This window comes from Corynebacterium argentoratense DSM 44202 (genome assembly GCF_000590555.1).
In the GTDB taxonomy this organism is placed as follows: domain Bacteria; phylum Actinomycetota; class Actinomycetes; order Mycobacteriales; family Mycobacteriaceae; genus Corynebacterium; species Corynebacterium argentoratense.
Map to the genome: position 1 here is coordinate 1323950 of NC_022198.1, position 21886 is coordinate 1345835.

20 protein-coding genes are annotated in these 21886 nt (G+C 58.3%); 3 read left to right on the top strand and 17 right to left on the bottom strand.

Features of this window, described 5'->3' with window-relative positions; genetic code table 11:
- Nucleotides 1-73 precede the first annotated feature (73 nt).
- The 6 genes from CARG_RS06265 to rho are packed head-to-tail and all read right to left on the bottom strand — an operon-like array spanning nucleotide 74 to nucleotide 6036.
- A complete protein-coding gene (locus CARG_RS06265) occupies nucleotides 74-514 on the bottom strand; it encodes a hypothetical protein (protein WP_020976568.1) in 441 nt (146 codons plus the stop codon).
- A complete protein-coding gene (locus CARG_RS06270) occupies nucleotides 501-1667 on the bottom strand; it encodes an MraY family glycosyltransferase (RefSeq protein ID WP_020976569.1) in 1167 nt (388 codons plus the stop codon). Before CARG_RS06270 ends, CARG_RS06265 begins: the two co-directional genes overlap by 14 nt.
- Nucleotides 1668-2324 carry an L-threonylcarbamoyladenylate synthase gene (locus tag CARG_RS06275; RefSeq protein ID WP_020976570.1) on the bottom strand — a complete coding sequence of 219 codons (657 nt, stop codon included), beginning with the start codon at nucleotides 2322-2324 and terminating at the stop codon, nucleotides 1668-1670.
- A gap of 6 nt (nucleotides 2325-2330) precedes the next feature.
- On the bottom strand, nucleotides 2331-3182 hold the full coding sequence (locus tag CARG_RS06280) for a N5-glutamine methyltransferase family protein (RefSeq protein ID WP_020976571.1): 852 nt from the start codon (nucleotides 3180-3182) through the stop codon (nucleotides 2331-2333).
- Between the two features lie 34 nt (nucleotides 3183-3216).
- Nucleotides 3217-4302: a peptide chain release factor 1 gene (prfA, locus tag CARG_RS06285; protein WP_020976572.1), complete on the bottom strand. Its 1086-nt coding sequence runs from the start codon at nucleotides 4300-4302 to the stop codon at nucleotides 3217-3219.
- A gap of 3 nt (nucleotides 4303-4305) precedes the next feature.
- Complete coding sequence (rho, locus tag CARG_RS06290) at nucleotides 4306-6036, bottom strand: transcription termination factor Rho (RefSeq protein ID WP_020976573.1); 1731 nt, start codon at nucleotides 6034-6036, stop codon at nucleotides 4306-4308.
- Nucleotides 6037-6294: 258 nt separating this feature from the next.
- Here rho and CARG_RS06295 point away from each other — a divergent pair, with 258 nt between their 5' ends.
- Entirely contained in the window at nucleotides 6295-8016 is a 1722-nt protein-coding gene (locus CARG_RS06295) for a long-chain fatty-acid--CoA ligase (RefSeq protein WP_020976574.1), read from the top strand.
- 195 nt (nucleotides 8017-8211) lie between these two features.
- On the opposite strand, the gene thrB is transcribed toward CARG_RS06295, so the two are convergent.
- The 3 genes from thrB to CARG_RS06310 are packed head-to-tail and all read right to left on the bottom strand — an operon-like array spanning nucleotide 8212 to nucleotide 11515.
- Nucleotides 8212-9126 carry a homoserine kinase gene (gene thrB, locus CARG_RS06300; RefSeq protein ID WP_020976575.1) on the bottom strand — a complete coding sequence of 305 codons (915 nt, stop codon included), beginning with the start codon at nucleotides 9124-9126 and terminating at the stop codon, nucleotides 8212-8214.
- 4 nt (nucleotides 9127-9130) lie between these two features.
- Complete coding sequence (thrC, locus tag CARG_RS06305) at nucleotides 9131-10210, bottom strand: threonine synthase (RefSeq protein ID WP_020976576.1); 1080 nt, start codon at nucleotides 10208-10210, stop codon at nucleotides 9131-9133.
- 6 nt (nucleotides 10211-10216) lie between these two features.
- Nucleotides 10217-11515 carry a homoserine dehydrogenase gene (locus CARG_RS06310; protein WP_020976577.1) on the bottom strand — a complete coding sequence of 433 codons (1299 nt, stop codon included), beginning with the start codon at nucleotides 11513-11515 and terminating at the stop codon, nucleotides 10217-10219.
- An 859-nt stretch (nucleotides 11516-12374) separates the two neighbouring features.
- On the opposite strand from CARG_RS06310, the gene CARG_RS06315 reads away from it, so the two are divergent.
- A complete protein-coding gene (locus CARG_RS06315) occupies nucleotides 12375-12815 on the top strand; it encodes a hypothetical protein (RefSeq protein WP_020976578.1) in 441 nt (146 codons plus the stop codon).
- Between the two features lie 2 nt (nucleotides 12816-12817).
- Here the strand turns inward: CARG_RS06315 and CARG_RS06320 are convergent, their stop codons facing one another.
- From CARG_RS06320 to CARG_RS06335, 4 genes are read right to left on the bottom strand one after another with little or no spacing between them, the layout of a single operon-like run.
- On the bottom strand, nucleotides 12818-13984 hold the full coding sequence (locus CARG_RS06320) for a thiolase family protein (protein WP_020976579.1): 1167 nt from the start codon (nucleotides 13982-13984) through the stop codon (nucleotides 12818-12820).
- Nucleotides 13981-15150 carry an acyl-CoA dehydrogenase family protein gene (locus CARG_RS06325; RefSeq protein ID WP_020976580.1) on the bottom strand — a complete coding sequence of 390 codons (1170 nt, stop codon included), beginning with the start codon at nucleotides 15148-15150 and terminating at the stop codon, nucleotides 13981-13983. Before CARG_RS06325 ends, CARG_RS06320 begins: the two co-directional genes overlap by 4 nt.
- Nucleotides 15137-15496: an acyl-CoA thioesterase gene (locus CARG_RS06330; RefSeq protein ID WP_020976581.1), complete on the bottom strand. Its 360-nt coding sequence runs from the start codon at nucleotides 15494-15496 to the stop codon at nucleotides 15137-15139. The genes CARG_RS06325 and CARG_RS06330 overlap by 14 nt, the downstream gene beginning before the upstream one ends.
- Complete coding sequence (locus CARG_RS06335) at nucleotides 15493-16320, bottom strand: CaiB/BaiF CoA transferase family protein (RefSeq protein ID WP_052331905.1); 828 nt, start codon at nucleotides 16318-16320, stop codon at nucleotides 15493-15495. The genes CARG_RS06330 and CARG_RS06335 overlap by 4 nt, the downstream gene beginning before the upstream one ends.
- Before the next feature lie 84 nt (nucleotides 16321-16404).
- Between CARG_RS06335 and CARG_RS06340 the strand changes: the two genes are divergently transcribed.
- Nucleotides 16405-17295, top strand: a complete 891-nt coding sequence (locus CARG_RS06340; protein WP_020976582.1) for a LysR family transcriptional regulator — start codon at nucleotides 16405-16407, stop codon at nucleotides 17293-17295.
- On the opposite strand, the gene CARG_RS06345 is transcribed toward CARG_RS06340, so the two are convergent.
- The 4 genes from CARG_RS06345 to CARG_RS06360 are packed head-to-tail and all read right to left on the bottom strand — an operon-like array spanning nucleotide 17283 to nucleotide 21878.
- On the bottom strand, nucleotides 17283-18122 hold the full coding sequence (locus CARG_RS06345; RefSeq protein WP_020976583.1) for a 3-hydroxyacyl-CoA dehydrogenase family protein: 840 nt from the start codon (nucleotides 18120-18122) through the stop codon (nucleotides 17283-17285). The two genes, CARG_RS06340 and CARG_RS06345, sit on opposite strands and share 13 nt — an antisense overlap.
- An 11-nt stretch (nucleotides 18123-18133) precedes the next feature.
- Entirely contained in the window at nucleotides 18134-18907 is a 774-nt protein-coding gene (locus CARG_RS06350) for an enoyl-CoA hydratase/isomerase family protein (protein WP_020976584.1), read from the bottom strand.
- Complete coding sequence (locus CARG_RS06355) at nucleotides 18904-20739, bottom strand: TRAP transporter permease (RefSeq protein WP_020976585.1); 1836 nt, start codon at nucleotides 20737-20739, stop codon at nucleotides 18904-18906. The genes CARG_RS06350 and CARG_RS06355 overlap by 4 nt, the downstream gene beginning before the upstream one ends.
- Entirely contained in the window at nucleotides 20736-21878 is a 1143-nt protein-coding gene (locus CARG_RS06360; RefSeq protein ID WP_020976586.1) for a TAXI family TRAP transporter solute-binding subunit, read from the bottom strand. Before CARG_RS06360 ends, CARG_RS06355 begins: the two co-directional genes overlap by 4 nt.
- Nucleotides 21879-21886: the final 8 nt, after the last annotated feature.

Here is a 21886-nt window from a genome sequence, read left to right on the forward strand (position 1 = left end):
AGCGGGGCCGAACTACCGCTTCGGGGGTGCAGGGGTGTCCCCCCCCCCGATCCTGTGTCTCCTTAAACAGGCTCTACTGTTGCTCCAGCTGAACGTAGGTCACTGAGGTCTTCAGCACGCCCCATACTTCAGCCCCGAGGGAAACTACAACGACCAGACACACGGTCAGGAACAGTGCCCATTTGTCATAAAACTCGTAGTTACGCAGCACCGCGAGAACGATCATGAGGAGCACTAGCTTAAGCAACCAACCCCCCAAAACGATCGCGCCGAGCACCGCCGGAGTTTGATTTGCCGTAAACAGCATGCTCGCAACAGTTAAGAGCGCAAATGCCCCACCGACAGCGACGCCAAGCAACGCACCCCAGATACCCGCTCCCCCGACAGAAAGACCAAAGACAAGGCAGCAGACGACCGCAACTACAGCTAGTCCAGCGAGGGACAGGCGCAAAGCTTGACGGAAGGGGCGCTGGTAGTCGTCGAAAGTGCTCTCAGGTTGTTCATTGGCGTGCATGGGAAGATTGTATACCTTTGCGGGATCGACGCTGCAGGATCGGTTGGAGGGTAAATACGGCCGCAGCTATAAGCCCGGCGGCGCACAAACCTATCGCAACCACGGGCGGAATGGCGGTGAATGTCACGGCCCCAATGCTCACGACCGCCACCCACGCGTACATAACGAGAACAACTCGCCGATGACTGTGGCCTAGACCTAGCAGTCGGTGATGCAAATGCATTTTGTCTGCGGTAAAAGGCGATTGGCCGCTCTTTACTCGCCGGATAATTGCCATGATCAGATCAAGCAATGGGACGAAGAACGCGGCGATCACTACGACCACCGGCGACATCACACCAATCATGTCCGCTGCACCGTACAAGGACATGTTTATTTTTCCGCTCACTGATGTCGATGCCGCGGCAAGCAACAGGCCGATAAGCATCGAGCCACTGTCCCCCATGAAGATTCGGGAAGGCTCGAAATTGTGCGGAAGGAAACCCGCGCACATTCCCACTAGGGCTGCGGAGATGATGGCGGGTGGGTAAGCGGACACCGTGCCGCCTTGGTCGTGCAAGATCGTTAGCGAGAACAAGAGCAGGGAAAGACCAGAGATCATCCCTAAGCCCGCTGCTAGCCCATCGAGCCCGTCGACGAAGTTGATCGCATTAATCAGAGTGACAGCGAACACCGCCGTCAATACTGTGGACTGGACATGGTCAAGCACAAGTGTGGTGCCCTCCCCTATGGGAAGATACAGCAGGGTCCATGACAATCCCATAATGGACATCAAGACAGCACCGAAGAGCTGACCTATGAGTTTGGTCAACGCGTCAATGTCGTAGAGATCATCGATCACCCCAACGATCACGATGACGAAACCCGCCCACACCACTGCGTTCATCTCTGGGGTAAAAGGCTTAAATCCCCTCGTAAGCGCGGGCAGCTGTGCCGCAAGGAATACTGCTGCCAAAAACCCGGAGTACATGGCCACACCACCCAAGCGGGGCTTGGGGACAGTGTGTACGTCGCGTTCCCTGATCTCCGACAGATGCCCGGAACGCACCACCAACACACGAATCACGCCCGTACATAGGAAAGTGATCGCGCATGCCATCAGGGCAACCAAGCCAAGTTCGCGCAGGGGAACCCCCACGCCGCCGACACCCATTTACAGCTCCACGCCTAGGATCTCGCTGAGATGCTCGGCCGGCACCGCACCTTCACGCAGAATTTTCGGTTGCCTGTCAGTGAGGTCAATGATCGTCGACGGAGTGCGCTGGGCACAGGTACCGCCATCGAGGTAGACAGCTACGGATTCACCCAATTGGTCTTTGGCTTCCTGGCAGGTCGTTGCTGGAGGCTGACCTGAAATGTTGGCACTGGATACTGCCATCGGCCCAGTTTTTTGCAGCAATTCGATAGCCACGGGGTGTGCCGGCATCCGTAGCATCACAGATCCATAGGTGTTGCCGAGATCCCACGGCAGACTTGGAGCTTGAGGCATGACAATGCTTAAGCCGCCAGGCCAGCAAGCACGCACCAGGGTTTGTGCCTGCGGAGTATAGAACTGCACTAGTCCAGCGATCGTGTCCCAGCTGCCTACGAGCACAGGCACCGGCATGTCGGGGCCTCTTCCTTTCGCTGCAAGCAGTTTGCGCACGGCGTCAGGATTGAATGCGTCGCAGCCAATGCCGTAGAGAGTATCTGTCGGCAAGACCACCAAGCGGCCGTCTTCAACAGCACTGGCTGCAGTGTTGATTCCCCTAGCGCGTTCAGCTGCATCAGATTGTGCCCCGGAAATGGAGCAATCGTAGGTCTGGCTCATGGTCTCTTATGCTACCTTTTGCGCGACGACGAAGCGCCGCCGGCCTGTGAAATCTTCAAGCGCCGCGATATCGACCAGCCCGGCATCCGCGCAGGCCTGGCACACCAGCTCGCTCGTTGTGTCATCGTGCTCGATGCCCACCCATCCACCAGGCTTCAGCAGGCGCACCACCTGGGGAAGCATCCCACGAATGACAGTCATTCCGTCTTCACCTGAAAACACTGCTGACGCCGGGTCCCACCCTGTTTCCACGTCGACCTCACTGCCTACAGGAACATACGGTGGGTTGGCGACAATCAGATCAACACGACCCGCCAGATGTTCAAGCTGTTGTATTGGCGCGCACACATCCGACTGCACCACTTCGACGCCATAATCACAGGTATTTCTGCGTGTGTATTCGAGCGCATCCCGTGACAATTCGACCGCGTAGACCGTCGGTTGAAGGTCCGACTGGGTCGCAATATAGGCGGCGAGTGCGCCGGACCCGGAGCACAAGTCGACCACCACTGGTCGTGGTGACGGATTACTGGCAAGGTGGCGAACCGCCCAATCCGCAAGGACTTCGGTTTCTGGCCGGGGTACGAATACACCCGGGCCCACGGCCAAATCCAGCGGTCCAAATGGCGCGGACCCCACGATGTGCTGCAGGGGTTCCCTTGCTGCACGCCGACGCAACGCGGCGTCAAAACATTGTTGCTGAGACTCCGATGGAACCAAGTCGCTGAAGCCGGTCTGCAGGGCTGGAACACCGCAACAGTGCTCCGCCAATACTTGGGCATCGGAACGTGGCGAGGCCACCCCAGCAGTCGCCAGAGTGGCCTCGGCACCGCGCACAAGCTGCGCTAGAGTCGCCATTTAAAACACCGACCGAAACACGATCAACGCCGGATTATTCGGCCTCAAGGCGAGCTGCTCGATCTGCTGCCTGCAAAGCAGTAAACAGATCTTCTAGGTCACCGTTGAGGACTGAATCAAGGTTATTGGCCTTGTAACCAATGCGGTGGTCACTGACACGGTTTTCGGGCCAGTTGTAGGTGCGAATGCGCTCCGAACGATCCATGGTGCGGATCTGGGCAGCGCGACCAGCGGCTGCTTCGGCGTCGGCTTCTTCCTCGGCCAACTGCTGCAAACGCGCAGCCAACACCTGCATAGCGCGTGCCTTGTTCTGAATCTGCGAACGTTCCTTTTGACAGGTCACGACAATGCCAGTCGGCAAGTGGGTAATACGCACCGCCGAGTCAGTGGTGTTGACGCCCTGGCCGCCTTTGCCAGAAGAACGGTACACGTCGACGCGGATGTCTTTGTCGTCAATTTCGACTTCTGCGACCTCATCGGGTTCTGGATAGACCAGCACGCCGGCAGCCGAGGTTTGAATGCGGCCCTGGGACTCGGTGACGGGCACACGCTGCACACGGTGCACCCCGCCCTCGAACTTAAATACGCTCCACGCACCATCACGAGACGGCTGCTTGGATCGAATGGTCATAGTCATGTCTTTGACACCACCAAGGTCGGACTCGTTAACGCCCAGAACCTCGGTAGTAAATCCGTGACGCTCAGCGTAACGCTGGTACATCCGCGCCAGCTCGCCAGCGAACAGGGCAGCTTCCTCGCCACCCGCGCCGGACTTGATTTCCATGACGACGTCGTCACCATCGTGCGGGTCACGAGGCGCCAGAAGGTCAGCGAGTTTTTCCTCGAGGGCCACCTCTTCACCAGCCAAACGCTCAGCCTCGGCGGCAAATTCGGAGTCCTCGTGCGCCATTTCATTGGCAGCACCCAGGTCATCACGCACACGCTCTAGTTCAGTGTGCACCTTGATGATCGGTTGGAGCTCAGAGTAGCGTTTGCCGACACGGCGCGCAGCCGCGGCGTCATTATGCAGTTCGGGGTCAGCGAGTTGCGCTTCCAACCCTTGGTATTCGGCAAGGATGTCGTCAACTGCCGACACCTGGTGCCCAGATGCGGAAGCCATAGCCTAGTTCTCCTCGTCCTCAGCGGCAGCAAGAGGCGCCGAAGATGCAAGCTGCATCATGAACTCAGCGTTGTTCTTCGTCTTCTTCAGCTGCTTGATCAACAAATCAATCGCCTGCTGGTTATCCAATGCGGACAGGATGCGGCGCAGCTTGTGCATCAAACGTGCCTCATCGGGTCCCAAAAGCAGCTCGTCCTTGCGGGTACCGGAGGGGTTGACGTCCACAGCCGGGAACACGCGACGCTCGGAGATCTTGCGGTCCAGTTTCAGTTCCGCGTTACCAGTACCCTTGAACTCCTCAAAGATCACAGTGTCACCGGCGGAACCGGTTTCGACCATCGCAGTCGCGATGATGGTCAAGGAGCCGCCATTTTCAATGTTGCGGGCTGCGCCAAGGAATCGCTTCGGCGGGTACAAGGCGTTGGAGTCCACACCACCGGACAGGATACGACCGGATGCCGGGGAACTGTTGTTGTACGCACGACCCAGACGGGTAATCGAGTCGAGAAGAACGACGACGTCTTGCCCCTGCTCAACCAGGCGCTTGGCACGCTCGATCGCAAGCTCGGCGACGGTGGTGTGCTCGCTTGGCGGACGGTCGAAGGTCGACGCGATAACTTCGCCCTTAACGCTGCGCTGCATGTCGGTGACTTCTTCAGGACGCTCGTCTACCAGGACAACCATCAAGTAGCACTCAGGGTTGTTGGTCGCGATCGCGTTGGCGATGTTCTGAAGAATAGTCGTCTTACCGGCCTTCGGCGGAGAAACGATCAAAGCACGCTGACCTTTACCGATCGGCATAATCAGATCAATGACGCGGGTGGTCAGGATCTTCGGATCAGTTTCCAAACGCAGACGCTGGTTCGGGTACAGCGGGGTCAGCTTGGAGAAATCCGGACGCTGACGTGCGTCGTCGACACTCAAACCATTGATGGTGTCGACTCGCATAAGCGAGTTGTACTTCTGGCGGTTGCGGCCGTTGCCGACATTGGTCTGCTCACGCATCTTGACCTGACCGACGATTGCATCACCGCGGCGTAGGCCGAGGCGGCGGATCATCTGGTTAGACACAAACACATCTGCGCTGGAAGCGTGGTAGCCGGTAGTGCGCACGAAAGCGACGTTGGAATCGACGATGTCGAGGATGCCGGCCACCGGTTGAAGATCTTCCGGAGCCACGTTGTCGTCACGGTTATCGCGGTTATCACGGTTGTCGCGATCGCGGCGGTTGCGCCGGTTGCGGCGATTGCCACGTTCCGAGCGGTCGTTACGGTCACCACGATCGTTGCGATCGCTGCGGTCGCCGTTGCGGTCGTTACGGTCATTGCGCTCGCCGCCGCGGTCGTTGCGCTCATTGCTGTTTTCGGGGCGCTCGTTACGCTCCTGACGCTGCTCATCGGTGCTGGAGTCACCGTTGTCGCTATTTTTCTGGCGGGCCCGATTACGGCGAGCACGACGTGCTGCTGCGCGGGATTCGTAGTGAGCCTCGCGCGCTTCCCGAGCCTCGCGGGCCTCAGTCTCTTCTTTAGTGTTCTGAGACGAGTCTTCCTTAGTGTTTTTCGCCTCAGCTGCAGCTTCTTTAGCTCCGGCGCCCCCTCCGGCTGCGTTGATCTTGTCGATCAGCTCCCCCTTGCGCAGGCCCGACAAACCACGGATACCCATTGACTGTGCCAACGAGCGCAGCTCGGGGATACGCAGTGCAGACAAGTCTTGGGTGGTGTCCTTTTCGGTCACGAAAGTCCTTTCCTGGGGCGACGCTCGATGCGCCGCATACGGCAGACACACAAAACCACGAAGGGAGGATGCAAACTCCACGGTGGAAACGGTTTTTAATGGGTGGTGTTCTGCGATGTGAATTCTCTACGAGCCGCGGCCAACAATCTTATGTGGCCCAGTGGGGTACTCACGCCTTTCACCCCACGCGCCCGCAGGCTGCCACCATAATAGCGCACACCCCGACGAGACGCCGCATCAACACGCTAAAGTGAGTGCATGCGCAGCACAATGCAAGACCGCCCCCTCAACGTGTCCCGCATTCTGGAATATGGGCGTGTGATTCACGGCGATACCCCTGTGACCACGTGGGTGGGTGAAGGCGCCGGCGGCACCGAGCACACTACCTTCGCACAAATTGGGGCCCGCGCCAGTGCACTTGCTCACGCTTTGCGTGACGAACTCGGCATTACCGGTGATCAGCGCGTCGGCACCTTGTTGCCAAATTGTTCGGAACACGTCGAAGCATTGTTCGCTGTCAGCTGCATGGGGGCCGTATTTAATCCGCTGAATAAGCAGTTGATGGATGACCAGATCATCCACATCATCAACCATGCCGAGGACCGGGTAATCATCACCGACGCCCACTTAGCTCACCAATTGGCACCTTTGCTCGAGCACTGCCCAGGCGTTCGTAGCGTCGTCATCACAGGCGTAGAAGGTTTCGAGGCTGCCGAGCAGGTTATGCCTGAGCAGGTCGACGTGTATTCCTACGAGGTTTTAATCGATGGCCGACCGACCACCTACCCCTGGCCGGAGCTTGAGGAAACTACCGCCGCCGCGTTGTGTTATTCCACTGGCACCACTGGCGCACCGAAGGGCGTGGCCTATTCACACCGCAGTATGTACCTGCACTCTTTGAGCTTGCGGACCACCGATTCCTTCGCCGTGTCGCACGGCGTTCCTTTTCTATGTTGCGTGCCGATCTATCACGTCCTGAGCTGGGGCGTTCCGGTGGCGGCATTCATGTCTGGGGCGCCTCTAGTGTTCCCGGGCAGCGACCTGCAGCCGGCGTCATTGGCGAAATTGATTGCTGCTACCCATCCTCGGGTGGCTAATGGTGTGCCTACGCTGTGGATTTCTCTGATGGTGCACTACTTGAATAATCCGCCCGAGCGGATGAGCTTGACCGAGATTTTCGTCGGCGGTTCCCCTGCCCCGCCGATTCTGATCAAGTTGTGGGAGGAGCACTACGGCGTGGACGTCATTCACGTGTGGGGTATGACGGAAACTTCCCCCATTGGCACCGTGGCTCGCCCACCGTATGGGGTATCTGGGGAAACCCGCTGGAATTATCGAATTAGCCAAGGCCGTTTCCCTGCATCCTTGGAATACCGCGTGGTTAATGACGGCGCGGTGGTCACCGGCACCGACCGCAATCAAGGCGAAATTCAGGTGCGCGGCAACTGGGTAACTGGCAGCTACTATCACTCCCCCACCAGCGACGATGGCGGCCCCGCGCATACTTTCCGTGGAAAAGATGTTAATGACGCCGCGTCGAAGTTCACAGCTGACGGGTGGTTGCGTACCGGCGATGTTGGGTCGGTGACTAAAGACGGTTTCTTAACCATCGAAGATCGCGCCCGCGACGTCATTCGTTCTGGAGGTGAATGGATTTACTCCGTTCAGATCGAAAACCTTGTCATGGAGGCGCCGGAGGTTGTGGAGGCCGCTGTCATTGGTTTCCCCGATGATAAGTGGGGCGAGCGACCCTTGGCGGTCACAGTGCTGCACAGTGGAGTCCCGCCCACGACAGATACTGCCGAAGCCTTGCGCGATGCACTAAGACCCAAGCTTCCGCGCTGGATGCTGCCCGAATATTGGACCTTTGTTAAGGCGATCGACAAGACCTCCGTCGGCAAGTTCGACAAGAAGGATTTGCGGGCTCATCTACGCGAAGGTGAGTTCACCGTCATCAAATTGAAAGGCCCTGGCGAATAGCTTCGGTATACGTACCATCGACAGCTACGTTGGCGACTGGTACCAAGTGGCAGTTATCCCCCAGCCCTACCGCAGAGCAGTGGACCGAAGTGAAAAACACCCTCGAAGCCCGCGGCTATAACTCTTGCACCTTCCTGACAGCCCCCACGACCGGAGGGATGGAAGTCATCCGCCCGGTCTGCCAGCTGTAGGACGTTAAAACGATTCGACCTCTACGGGGCCCGCGATCGGCAGCTTCATCACCTGAAGCCCAGCCGCACGGACCTCTTCTACAATTTCTTCCGGTATCGGCTCAGTGGACAGCACCAACGCGGTGGGGCCAGCACCCGAAAGGAATGCTGCATAACCCCGGTTACGCAGACGGTTAACCCACTCGGCGGTAACTGGAAGAACATCTGCACGGTACGGCTGGTGCAGGCGATCACGCGTACCCTCCCACAGAAGCTCGGGATGATGCTGCAGCGCAACCGTCATAACAGCCACACGGGACACGTTGAAACGAGCATCGATGTGCGTTACATCAGACGGAAGCACTCGGCGAACCGCTTCGGTTGAGGCCTTGAAACCAGGAACCAGCGCGGTTGCGTGAATGCTTTCGTGCACGGGGATGCGCACAGCCCGATACTGCGGGTCAGTTTCACCATCGACGGGGATATCCGTCCAACTCACCACAGCATCGCCGAGTACAGAGGCAGCTGCGTTATCGGGGTGCCCCTCAAAGGCACTTGCCAGCTGAACAACTTCAGACTCGCTCAGAACACCCCCGGCTAACCCATTAGCCGCTGCAACGCCTGCGACAGCTGCAGCAGCGGAGGAACCCAAACCGCGAGACTGCGGGATCACATTGTGGCAAACAACCTTCAAACCGGGCACTTCGACCCCTGCGGCGGCCAAGCCGGAACGAATAGCGCGAACAACCAAGTGGCGTTCGTCCAGGGGAAGCTCCCCCTCGCCTTCCCCGTGGATTTTCACCTCAAGGCCGGAGTCGACAACGTGGACTTCCACGACGTCATATAACCCAAGCGCCAAACCCAAGGTGTCAAACCCAGGCCCCAAGTTTGCAGAAGACGCAGGGACCTTCACACGAACAGCAGAGCCAACAGGGATCATGGTGCTACCCCTTCAAACCGAGGGCGTCCACGACAGCAGCGGGATCCACATCAATCGGAGTGGGCTCAGGCATCTGAAGCAAAGCAGTCTGCGGATCCTTCAAACCGTGGCCGGTCACCGTGCACACGATGCGCTGGCCCTTGCCCAAGGTTCCCTCGCGGAACTCAGCCAGCACACCTGCGTAAGAGGACGCAGATGCGGGCTCAACAAACACGCCTTCCTTCGCGGCGATCATCCGATAAGCCTCGAGGATGTGATCGTCATCAGCAGCGCGGAATTTCCCCTCGGATTCTTCCTTAGCAGCCACTGCACTAGCCCACGACGCGGGATTACCAATACGGATAGCGGTCGCAATGGTCTCCGGGTTGAGGACGGGCTCGCCACTGACCAGCGGGGCTGCGCCGGCGGCCTGAACACCGAGCATACGCGGACGCTGAGAGGAAACACCGTCGGCGAAATACTCGGTGTAGCCCTTCCAATACGCCGTAATGTTGCCAGCGTTACCCACCGGCAAAGCGTGAATATCCGGGGCGTCACCGAGAGCATCAACAATCTCGAATGCTGCGGTCTTTTGGCCCTCGATACGCATCGGGTTCACCGAGTTAACCAGTGCGATTTCTGGGTATTCGGTGGTGGTTTTTTGAACCAATTCGAGGCAGTCATCAAAGTTACCGCGCACCTGAATGATCTCTGCGCCGTGCATGACAGCCTGAGCGAGCTTGCCTTGAGCAATCTTGCCTTCGGGGATCAACACGCAGCTTTTGATACCGGCGCGGGCAGCAAACGCCGCAGCAGACGCAGACGTGTTGCCGGTCGATGCACACATGAGCACCTTTTTGCCGGATTCAACCGCGTCAGTCACAGCGACCGTCATACCGCGGTCTTTAAAGGAACCAGTGGGGTTCGCGCCCTCGACCTTGAGGTAGACGTCGCAACCAGTCAACTCAGACAAGTAATTAGCGCGCACCAGCGGGGTGTTACCTTCGTGCAGGGTAACCGGGGTCCAGTCCTTCGCGAAAGGCATACGGTCGCGGTAGGCCGCAATCAAGCCGGGCCAGCGGCTGTGAACAGGTGAAGCACTCATATTTTTCTAACCTTCCAAACGAATGACGTTGTTGACGGACTTTACAGCGTCCAAGCTCTTCAAACTCTCGGCAGTGTCCGCAAGATCGGCCTCACGTGCCGCGTGGGTGACGACAACCAATCGAGCACCGTTGTCGCTACCTTCCTGACGAACAGTCAGCAACGAAATGCCACGCTGAGCGAACTGTTGGGCGACATCGGCCAGCACCCCGACGCGGTCGTTGACCTCCATGTCGAGGTGGTACCGAGTCGGGACCTCACCGAAATCGGCCAGGGGCAGATTCGCGTAGGTCGACTCCCCGGGCGCGCGGCCCCCATGGACCTTATTGCGGGCGGCACCCACCAGGTCACCCAGCACCGCGGAAGCAGTGGGATTACCACCGGCACCATTGCCGTAGAACATCAACTGACCTGCTGCTTCTGCATCAACGAAAATAGCGTTAAAGCTCTTCTTAACACTGGCAAGAGGATGATCCTTGGGCACAAGCGTGGGGTGAACGCGTGCGGAGACCTTCTCGACGCCCTCCGCATCGACGATGCGCTCACAAATGGCCAACAACTTGATGACGTAGCCCGCAGTCTTAGCAGCTTCAATGTCTTCCGCCGTGATGTGAGAAATGCCCTCGCAGTAAACATCGTCGTAAGACACTCGAGTGTGGAACGCCAGGGAGGCAAGGATCGCCGCCTTCGACGCGGCGTCATGACCCTCAACATCCGCAGTGGGATCGGCCTCGGCGTAGCCTAGGCGCATCGCTTCCGCCAGCATCTCGTCATAGCTAGCCCCAGTGGACTCCATCGCATCGAGGATAAAGTTCGTGGTGCCGTTAACGATGCCCATCACCGATTTCACCTGGTCGCCAGCCAACGAACGGCGCAGAGGACCAAGGACTGGAATCGCAGCAGCAACGGCCGCTTCGTAGTAGAGATCAACGCCGGCCTCATCTGCAGCAGCTGCGAGTTCTGCGGAATGCGCAGCCACCAAAGCCTTGTTGGCTGTCACCACAGACTTGCCGGCTTGCAGGGCTTTGAGGACGATCTCACGGGGGTAATCAATGCCGCCGATAACCTCAACGACGATGTCAACGTCGTCGCGCTCGACGAGGCCCACGGCATCATCCGTAAGAAGCTCTGCGGGAACGCCGTCGCGCGGCTTAGAAGCATCGTTGACTGCTACGCCACGGACCTCAATATCGCCGCCGATGCGCTGGACGAAATGGTGACGATTCTCGGCGAGCAGTCGATACACTGCCTCGCCAACGGTGCCATAACCAAGGAGGGCGACGCCCACGGGTTTACTGTCAGTCATCTGTGCGAGATTCCCTGCTGCTAGACGCTAGAAAAGTACGCATCGATTCTACTCACCCGCTCCAACTCATTGCGAACTGCCCCCCACCCGTGAACCCCCTGCGCCGCCCCTAGAGGTTCACCAGAGGTTCACAGGCGCGTAATCGAATCGATCTAAAGATGGAACAAGTCAACCTAAGTTAGCTCCCACCACTGTCCAACAAGGGGAGTACAACCCCCAAAATAGGGTAGCCAACTTGCTATTGTCTAGCTTTTTCAAAAGATTTTAATCCGCATTGACCAGCACTTTTAGAATTTCTTGTTCAAATTCGCCACTTAAGGGAACCGAAACCGCTTTAATTCAGTCTAACCACTTAGACACACAGAAAGGACCGTCGGATGCACCAGGTAAGACATGCATGGTTCCCACCACCCCGCCCGCCGACCACGCCACGCGTCGGTACGGGCAATGCCACGCCATCCGAAAGCGCTGAGGGGAGCGCCAAGGGAGCTAGGTCAGCACACCGCAGTCAAGAGCTGCTCGGGGGCCCATGACACTAGAGGGAGCACCAACCCGCACCGTCGCCAAGCACTCCAGTCAATGGCGGACAGGAGCGCACACGACACACCCGCAAACCATTGAGGGGAATGGCTTGTGGAAGGCGTAGCTGCTGCCAGCGTCGAGGGTCACTCGGGGGCTCACGACCACCCGCATCGCATCTGTGGGGCGGCTTCTGCAGTCAACGCGCAAGGCGGGGCCACCCACCCAGCACTGGTGGCCCCGCCGCCACATAGGGGTAGAACTATCCGGTCGAGATATACAGTGTGCCCACACTCTTTTACACCATCTTTTCCTTTTTCTTTAGCCTTTGGGGCACACTATGAACCGTGTTGGCATCGTCGCTGCACTCACAGCCACGGCACTGACCTTGAGCACCACCCAAGCCCTTGCCGAACCCTCCCCCATCACCGGTATCGAAACCAACACCTCGCAGCGCAACGGCTACATCGAGCACCTAGAGAACCTCGGCTTGAGCAGTTCGAACACGAGCTTCTACGACTTCATCGTGAACTCCTGGGCGGGCAGCGAAGAGCGCGGCATCATCGCAGCACATAACGGTCACCGGGCACAAGGTGGTGGCCACTACTTCGTTCTTATCCACCCGAAACGCACGGCCTTTAGCTTCGATAGCTTCGGGGACTTTGGTTCCAGTAGCGGCGGCGGCATCATGGGAATCCTCGCTGGCTTGGTCAGCTTGATCAGTCTCCTCGGTTTCATCGCACAGTTCGCGGTGAAGTTCCTCCCCCGCTTGCCCCGCTAGTTTTATACCGTTTCAATCGCCAGCGATTGGCCCTGCCCGATGCCAATGCACATCGTCGCCAAACCGCGTGTGCCTTGATTTTTTTCGAGTCTGTTAAGTAGCGTGATGACAATGCGGCAGCCGGAGGAGCCAAGGGGGTGCCCCAGGGCAATGGCACCTCCCCACTGGTTGACTACCTGCGGGTCGACGCCCATTTCTTTGATGCAGGCCAGAGATTGCGCTGCGAAAGCTTCGTTGAGTTCTACTGCGTCAAACTGGTCGATGCTGCCCCCGATACGTTCAAGTAGGTTCCGGGTGGCAGGAACGGGTCCAAGCCCCATAATTTCCGGTGCGAGCCCTGCGGTCGCGCTACCAACTATGCGCGCACGCGGGGTGAGACCATAGCGCTGCACTGCTTCTTCTGAGGCCAAGAGCACCACAGATGCCCCGTCGTTAAGCGACGACGCGTTACCTGCTGTGACGACGCTGCCGCCGGCAACTACTGGGCGTAGTGTTTCTAGCTTCTCGATAGTGGTAGTGCGGCGGATGGTTTCGTCGCTGTCAATAGCAATCGAATGGATTTCTCGGGTGAAATGTCCGGCGTCGGTCGCTGCTGCAGCTTTCATGTGGGAGTCGTAGGCGAAAAGGTCGGATTCTTCGCGGCTGATGTTGCATACGCGTGCGACCTCTTCTGCAGTTTCGGGCATTTCGTACGTCATTTTGTCCCGGGCGAGGAATTTGGGGTTGGTGAAGCGCCAACCGATTGATGTGTCGGCGATCTCCCCGGGCCGGCTGAAGGCTTTTTTGGGTTTTTCCATTACCCATGGGGCGCGGCTCATTGATTCAACTCCGCCGGCAACGACTAGGTGCGCTTGTCCGGATTCGATAAGTGCGGTGCCTGTGGTGATTGCGCTCATTCCAGATGCGCAGAGCCTGTTGACTGTCATGGCGGGGACGGTGTCCGGCAGGCCTGCTGCGAGCCAGGCCATGCGTGCGACGTTTCGGTTGTCTTCGCCTGCGCCGTTTGCATTGCCGATGAGCACTTCGTCGACAGTGTGCGGGTCGATGTGTGTTTCATTAATGACGCCGCGGATGACCTCCGCGACCAGGTCGTCGGGTCGGATGTGCGCTAGCGCGCCGCCGTATCGGCCGGTGGGGGTGCGAAGGCCTGTGATGATGTAGGTGGTCATGAGTGTGCCTTTCGGGAGAATGCCGAGATTCCTGTTATTTCGCGGCCGACGAGTAGCGCGTGGACAGAGTCGGGGCCTTCGTAAGTGGATACGACTTCCATGTCTGTCATGTGGCGCGCGATGTGGTTGTCCAGCAGCAGACCGTTTCCGCCAAGCATGTCTCGGGCTTCGCGGGCAATGGCGAGGCCTTTGCGGCAGCAGGTCATCTTTGTCAGCGCTGCCATGGGGCCAGTGAATTCCCCAGCTTCTTGAAGTTCGGCCATGCGTAGGCAGAGTAGTTGCATGTGGGTGACGTCGGCGAGCATGGTGGCGAGCTTTTCTTGGATGAGTTGGTAGCTGGCCAGGGGTGCTCCGAACTGTTCTCTTTGCATAACGTAGTCGCGGGCTAGGTTGAAGCAGGCGATGCCGTGGCCGAGGGATTCCCAGGATGCTCCCCCACGGGTGGCTGCGAGGACTTTGTTGACGTCTTTGAAAGAGTTGCAGTTGGCTAGTTTGTTGGATTCAGGGATGCGCACGTTGTCGAGGATGATATCACCTTGGAGGATTGCGCGTTTGCCGACTTTGCCGGTGATAACTGTGGCGTTATAGCCGGGTGTGTCTTTTTCTATGATGAAGCCCTTGACTTGGCCGTCGGCGGTGTCCCGGGCGAAGAGCACGACAATGTCGGCTGCGTGGCCGTTGCCGATCCATCGCTTGTGTCCGTTGATCACCCAGTGGCCGTCTTCTAACTGCGCGCTGGTTTCTAGTGAGACAGAGTCGGAGCCGTGGTCTGGTTCGGTGAGGGCGAAGGCGCCGGTCTTTTCCAGCAGAGCCATTGCGGGCAGCCATCGGCTGCGTTGTTCTTCACTGCCGAGCATGTAGATACTGCCCATGGCCAGGTTGGAGTGGACTCCGAGGAAGGTGTTGATGGAGCCGTCGATGCGCCCCATTTCGCGTGACACGATGCCTGCTTCGCGGCGGCTAAGCCCGGGGCATCCGTAGCCCTTGATGAAGGTTCCGATGATACCCAGTTCGCGTAGCCCGTCGAGCAGTTCGTACGGAAATTCAGCGCGTTCCCAGTAGTCATTGATGATGGGGAGGATGCGTTGTTCACCAAACTGGCGGATGGTGTCGCGCAGGTGAATTTCGTGTTCGGTTAGTTGCTCGTCGAGTTTAAGGAAGTCCATCGGTGAGTCCTTTCACTGGGGTGGGTCGGCGGGTGTCGGGGTCGAGTGCGACGATGATTGTTGTGGCGAAGACTTTGACTTCCTGGTTTTGAACCAGTTCGTGGCTGACTTCATAGGAGGTGTTGTCTACCTTGCTGATCCAAGCGTATCCGTCGACGGGTTGTCCGTAGGTGAGCTCACCGTCGTAGCGGACTTCGAGTGTCCGGACGACGCGTAGTCCGTCGGTGATGTCCTTGGGTGCCCGCACGCGTACTTCTTCTAACAGAGTGACGATGGTGACATTGTTGACGTGGTTGTTTGCGTCTTGGTCGGACCAGCGCAGTTCGAGGGGTACGTGGATTTTCATGGGTTGTGTTGTCCTAGTGTGGGTGGTGCGTTGCGGTAGCTAACGGGGGTACGGCTGAAGGTGCGGGGTTGCGCATCTGGGGGATGCCGTCGATGGTTGTCACGGGATCGAGCCCGAGTGCTTGGGCGTGTTGCACGCCTTCGGGCACGGTGAGGATGGGAGCGCGTGGGGTCATTTCCACAGGTGATTGCGCCGCTTGTTTGGTTGACTAGTGCGGACAATTCGGATGTTAGTAGGTCGACTTCGATGTGTTGGCCTTGCCCGGAGCGCTCGCGTTCGTAGAGCGCTGCGCAGATGGCGGTAGCCATGTTGAGGCCGGCAACGACGTCGAAGATAGCTACGCCACCACGTTGTGGTGGCCCATCGGGGTCGCCTGTGACGTGCATGAATCCGGATAATGCTTGCACTAGGAGGTCGTATCCGGGCAGGTGTGCGCCCTCTTCGGAGTCGAATCCGCTGATTTGTGCGTGGATGAGTTGTGGGTGTCGGGCCAGTGTTTGACTGTGGTGGAGTCCGAATTTTTTGAGGCCACCGGGTTTGAAGTTTTCGATGAGGACGTCGGATTGCTCGACGATGCGGTGGGCGTGCTTAAGGTCGTCGGGGTTGTTGAGGTCGGGGAGGATTGATTGTTTGTTGCGGTTGACGGAGAGGTAGTAGGTACTGGTGTCGTTGAATGTCGGGGGTTTCCAGTGCCGGGTGTCGTCGCCTTGTGGGCTTTCTATTTTGAGGACTGTGGCGCCGAGGTCTGCGAGCCACATGGAGCAGTCGGGTCCGGCGAGAACTCGGGAGAAGTCTGTGATGGTGATACATTCGAGGATATTCATGGTCTTGATCCGACCACAGCTTTTTTGCCGATTCTAATATAAAATTAGTTATATTTTATGACTTTTTTGCATTAATCTCTATTCATGGATGTTGAACAGGCCCGCGCGTTTATTGCTGTTGCCGAGGAGCTTCATTTTGGCCATGCTGCCGATCGATTGAACATGACTCAGCCGCCGCTCAGCCGCATGATTAAGCAGTTGGAGCGAACATATAAAACGCAGTTGTTTGAGCGCAGCACTCGCCATGTAAGCCTGACTCCTACGGGGGCGGCGCTGTTGGGGCCGGCTCGGGCGCTTATTGACGCCGCGCGGGCTGCTGACGCCGCGGTACTGGACGCTGGGCGCGGGGTGACCGGGCATGTGCGTTTGGGTTTTGCGGGCGCGTCCACTCACACCGCAGTGGGCGATATTGTGCGTCGCTGCGCAGGGCGCTTTCCTGACATTCGGGTCGATCTGCATTCGTCGCAGTTTTCCCAGCAGGGGCTGGAAAATGTTCATGGCGGCAGTTTGGATACGGCTATTGGCCGCTGGGATTTCCTCCCCGCTGATATTGAGCGCAAAGTGATCACGCGCGAAGAGTTGTTTGTCGCTTTGCCTAGTTCTCACCGTTTAGCTGATCGGGCGAGTGTGTCGATGTCGGAATTGGCGGAGGAGTCGTGGATGGTGTTGCCTGGGGGCTTTTCCAGCGCGTTGATTAACCGTTTTAATGTGTTGGCTAAGCAGGGCGGTTTTGTCCCTACTATCCGTACTATTGCGCTGGATTCGTGGACGATGTTGGTGTTGGTGGGTGCCGGAATGGGGGTTGCGGTGACGCTGGATTCGGTGGTCGATAATGTGACGGAGCCGAATGTGACGTTTGTGCCGCTTGCGGAGAGCAATCGCTTTATCGATTTACAGATTATTTGGCGCACGGGCGACAATAACCCGGCTCTCCGCTCGGTACTTGAGGTGGTTGACGAGGTTTATCCTTCGTAGGCGTACCATCCGTGGCCGGTTTTCCTGCCGTATCGTCCTGCTTGGTAGAGCTTTGTGATTTCTGGATGTGGCAATGACGCCGCGTCGCCTGTCTGCTCGTATTCTGCCTGCCGGATGAGGTAAACAACGTCGATGCCAACCAGGTCCATCAGTTGGAAGGGGCCCATGGGGTGGCGCAGCGCGGTGGTTGCTGCGGCGTCGATGTCTTCGAAGCTGGCGACGCCGTCGGCGTAGAGTTCCAGGGCTTCTTTTCTGAGCGCGTTGAGTAGTCGGTTGGCGACAAAGCCGGGGATTTCTTTGCGCACTTGGATCGGTTTTTTACCCATGCGTTCGGCTAGTTCGGTCACGGTTGCTCGGGTATCTTCGCTGGTGCCGGGGTGGCAAACGATTTCGACGCATTCCATGACGAGCGCGGGGTTGAAGAAGTGCATGTTGCAGACTTTGTCGGCCCGCGTGGTGGCGTCGGCGATGCGTGAGGACACGATGTTGGAGGAGTTGGTGACCAGGATGGTGTGTGGGGGTGCGATGGCGTCGAGTTCTGCGAATAGGGTGCGTTTGATGTCGATGTCTTCGATGGCTGCTTCGATGACAATGTCTGTGTGCGCGACTGCATTGTCACGGTCGGTGGTAAAGGTCAGGTTTTCGAGGGCGTCGACTGTGCCTTTGCGTTCCATGCGCGCGTAGAGTTGTTCGCGGGCCCGGTCGAGGGCGTCTTGGCTGATGTCAGTGAGGGTGGTGGTGATGCCTGCGAGTGCGGCTACCATGGCGATTTGTGAGCCCATGGTTCCTGCGCCGATGACGGTGACGTGGTTGATTGTGTTGTCCATGGTGGTGTCCTTTAGCGTCCGTTGAATTCTGGGTTGCGTTTTTCGGTGAATGCTGTAGTGCCTTCGTGTTTGTCTTCGGTTGCGTAGAGGATGGACTGTGCGAGGCGTTCGAGCAGCATGCCGGTCGCGTGGTCGCTTTTGTGTCCGTGGCGTAGTACTTCGCGGGCGAGTTGGATGGCGATGGGGCCTTTGCGTTGGATGCGTTCGGCGACTTTGTGTGCGGTGGGTAGGAGTTCTTCGGGGGCGACGCGGTAGGTGATTAGCCCTGCGGCTAGGGCTTCTTCGCTGTCTAGCCTTCGGCCTGTGAGGATCATGTCGGTGGCCAGTCCAAGGCCTACGATATTGACCATTCTTTGGGTTGCGCCGGCGGCTGGGATGATGCCGATGCCGGTTTCAGGGAGCGCGAATTGAGCGTCGGTGGATCCGACGCGTATGTCGCAGGCTAGCGCGAGTTCTGCTCCCCCACCGAAGGCGTATCCGTTGATGGCTGCGATGGTGGGGATGGGGAAGGCCGCGAGTCTGTCGAGTGTGCGTTGGAGCAGTGGGTTGAGCCCTTCCAGAGGTGTGCGTGTGGCTAGTTCTCCGATGTCGGCGCCGGCGACGAAGGACTTGCCAGCGCCGGTGAGGATCATGGCCGTGGCGTCACTGTCTTCAATTGCGTCGAGCGTTGTGGACAGTTGGGTGATGACGTCGCGGTTCATGGCGTTGTATGCGTCGGGACGGTTGATGGTCACGACGGCTGTGTGGCCGTGTTGTTCGTGGAGTACGTGGTCGTTGGGGTTCATGCGAGTGTCCTTTTGATTTTGGTCAGTGCGAGCACGGCGATGATGGCGGCGACGCCCATGGCGCTGATGCTCCATTGGGGTAGGAAGACGGCTGCTCCTGCGAGTCCCAGGATAATTCTTAGGGGCCAGTTGAGGGTGGTTTCGACGCCTTGGAGGTAGCCGGAGAACATTGCGCTGAGGGCGAATACTGCGATGAATGAGGTCAGTGCTGCTACGGCGATGTGGATGATGTCTGCTTGTGCGACTAACGCTGGGTTGAGCACGAATGCGAAAGGTACGAGATATTTGACGGCGCCGAACTTCATGGCTTCGAAGCAGGTTTCCATGGCTGTTGCTTTGGAGATGCCTGCGGCGGCGAAGGCTGCCAATCCGACCGGTGGGGTGATGTAGGAGACGCTTGCCCAGTAGATGACGAAGAGGTGTGCGGCGATGGGGTTGACGTCCAGTGCAGTCAGTGCTGGCACCATGACGATGGCGAGAAAGACGTAGGATGCGGAGATGGTCAGTCCGGTGCCGAGGATGAAGCATGCGATGGCGCCGGAGATGAGGATGAGTAGGGCGTTGTCACCGGCAAGCGCTACCAGGTCGCGGGATAGAGATAGGGCGACACCGGTGGCTGTGAGTCCTCCGAGGATGAGTCCGACGCCGGCGATGATGCCCATGATTTGGGCGATCGTTTTTCCTGCGTCGACGATCAAGTCCCCTAGTTCTTTTGCGCGGAAGTGGATGCTTGGTTTCACAAAGGCGATCAGTAGCAGTGCGGCGATCACCCAGAAGGGTACTTGTGCTTCTGCGGGTGCTGTGAGCAGCAGGACTGTCAGCAGGGCGATGGCGAGGATGTAGGGCCAGCCGTCGCGCAGCGTTGCGAAGAAGTTCGGCAGACTGTTCCGATCCTGTCCGTGGATGTGGTAGCGGGCGGAGTAGCCGTCGATCTGCATGAAGATGCCGAAGTAGTAGAGGAATGCTGGGATCAATGCTGCAATGAGGATGTCGGTGTAGGGCACGCCGACGAAGGAGACCATGAGGAAGGCTGCCGCGCCCATGATCGGTGGGGTGACGGATCCGCCGGAGGATGCGGTCGCTTCGATGGCTCCGGCGGTCTTTTTGGAGAAACCGGATTTGATCATGGTGGGGATGGTCATGGGTCCCGTGGTGAGTACGTTGGATACGGCCGATCCGCTCATCATGCCCATCGCCGCGGAGGAGGCGACGGAAACTTTCGCGGCACCCCCTCGGTAGCGTCCGAACAGCGAGTTAGCGAGTTGTGTGAAAAACTCTGCACCGCCTGTGTGTTGGAGGGTGACACCGAACAGCAGGAAGCCTACGAGTATTGACGCCGCGGTGTTGAAGGGTAGGCCGAAGATGGATTCGGTTCCCATGACGTGCACCTGTGCTAGAACGCGTGGATCGTATTGGATGCCTTGGAGGAAGGCAACGGGGATGAGCCCTGCGATCATGGGGTAGGCCGAGATAGCCATGGCGAGTATGGCGACGATTTTTCCTGCGGTGCGCCGTAGCATGTCGCCGACGAGTAGCCAGTAGATGATGGATATCCATGTGGCGTAGGTGGGCGCGACCATGGACCAGCCAAATACGGAGATGTCGTTGCCGTGGTAGGCCAGCCAGATGGATAGGCCGAAGGTGATGGCCGCCAGGATATATTCTATGATGCCCGGGGACTTCCGTAGAAAGACGATGGGCAAAAAGCACGCCGCGACCAGATAAAGGAAGGAATTGGTGGCGAGCGCTAGGCCGAAGAGGTTGAGGAAGAACACTTGGTTGATGACCAGCAGGGTGCCTGCCAGGGTGAGTGCTCCGATGATGCGGTTCATGGTTCCACCACCTCTGGCAGACGCGGAAGGTTGTCTTTTTTGTATTTCTTCCACTCGGCGGCAGGGTTTTTGATGTGTTTGTGTTCTTCAAGGAAGTCCGGCCAGGCGGCGTGCATGAGTTTTTCGCGCTCGAGCAGTGCATCGTTGCGGGCCTGGAGGCTGTCATTCCATCGGCCGTGTTCTTTAAGGAAGCGTACGGTCCCGGGGTGAAATGGGATCACTAGCGGGGTGAGCAAGATGTTGTCGAGGGCGAAGCGTTGGGCATCGGGTGTTGTGCCGACGAAACTGTCAAAGTTGTCGTGGAGTGTCTTGAGCATGGTGTAGACCCTGTCCTCGGGGAAGGTCGCCAGCGTGGCAAGCACGATGGAGTATTGGAACGTCCAGGCTTCTTCGCCTTCGGCGAGGCCCGCGGCGTCATGCGTTGGTCCGGGCCGCATCATGGGCGCTAGTGATTCCCAGGTGGAGTACTGTTCTTTGCTTCCGCCCCCGACGTTGATCCAACGTATGGGGTGGGTGGAGGCCAGTTCGCTGATAGCCGCGCCGACGACGTTTTGGTACATGACGTCGATATGGCCGGCTTTGATGGCGGCTGCTTGTTCGGAGTAGGCGATGTCGACGAAGGTGACGTCGTCGGGGGTGAGTCCGCCGAAGTTGAGCAGCGCTTCGATTTTCCGGTTGGTTGATACTGCCGCAAGGATGCGGGGAACGCGGCGCCCTTTGAGGTCTGCGGCTGTTTCGATCCCGGAGTCTTTGAGGGTGAGTACGCCGTAGTTTCCGGGCGGTGTCCAGATTTGTCGGATTGCTTGCGGCCCCCACGCTGCGGATGCGTATTCGTCGTCACCTTCGAAGGCGTAGTGAGTTTCGTCGGCTGCTCGCGATAGTTGTGCGGTGCCGTTGATCAGTGGGGCGATGCGTCCGATGGAGGTGTCGGACGTCATCAGGCGCACTTGTGTGCCATGGTGGGTGGTGAAGATGTTGGCGAAGGATGCTAGGTCGTTGTAGGTTCCGGTGCCGGCTTTGTAGGTCGAAAATACTAGCTGGTCTGTGGGGGTGCGGCTGCAGGAGCCTAGTAGTGCGCTGGCTCCGAGGGCTACCACTGCAGTGAGGAAGCTGCGTCGGCTGATGATTGCCGTGTTCATGGTGCCAT